This is a genomic window from Paracoccus simplex (genome assembly GCF_042648325.1).
In the GTDB taxonomy this organism is placed as follows: Bacteria; Pseudomonadota; Alphaproteobacteria; order Rhodobacterales; family Rhodobacteraceae; genus Paracoccus; species Paracoccus simplex.
The window spans coordinates 138,468-139,081 of record NZ_JBHRXE010000004.1; the positions used below are offsets into that span (position 1 = coordinate 138,468).

Below are 614 nucleotides of genomic sequence, written 5' to 3' on the forward strand. Positions count from 1 at the left end.
GCAGGGCGGCCCCGACCCGGCCGGCCAGCGCCAGGGTGGCCGGGGCCTTGCCGCCCGCAGCGGGCGACCGGCGGCCCCTGGCGTCGATGACCATGGGCGCGCGCAGCCTTGCGCCGCCAAGCCAGACCCCGCCCGGCTCCGGCCGGCCGCTGCCGATCACCAGCCGGGCGCCGGCGGTTTCGGCGCAGCGGCGCAGATGCGCGTCCAGCGCCGCGCGCTCGACCACATGCTCGGCATTGCTTTCGCTGATCCCGGCCCAGTCCACCTGCCGCCGCAGCGGGCCTGTAATGGCGTCGAACCCGTCAAGCAGGCCCTGGCCGGCCAGCCAGCGATGCAGGCGCGGGCTGAGCCCCTCGAGCCGCGGCCGGCCGCGGCCGGGATCGACCAGCAGCACGCGCAGCCCGTCGCGCGCGGCGAGCCAGGCCGAAACCGCACCCGCCGGCCCGCCGCCCAGCACGATCAGATCGGCATCCGTGCCCATGCGCTTCCCCTTTCGGTCGCCCGCCTAACCGGCAGTCTGCGCCCGCTTGCGGCCTGCGAACCTGACATTTGCGGCCAAAGCCGCGCGGCGCGGCGATCTGCCGCGACTCTGGCCGGGAATGACAAGAATCCTG

At 75.9% G+C, this 614-nt stretch carries 1 protein-coding gene; it reads right to left on the reverse strand.

Annotated features, from left to right (window positions below; translation table 11 throughout):
* The coding region (locus ACFOMP_RS01690; protein ID WP_379027661.1) for an NAD(P)/FAD-dependent oxidoreductase at positions 1-481 on the reverse strand (481 nt) is incomplete at its 3' end.
* Positions 482-614 lie beyond the last annotated feature (133 nt).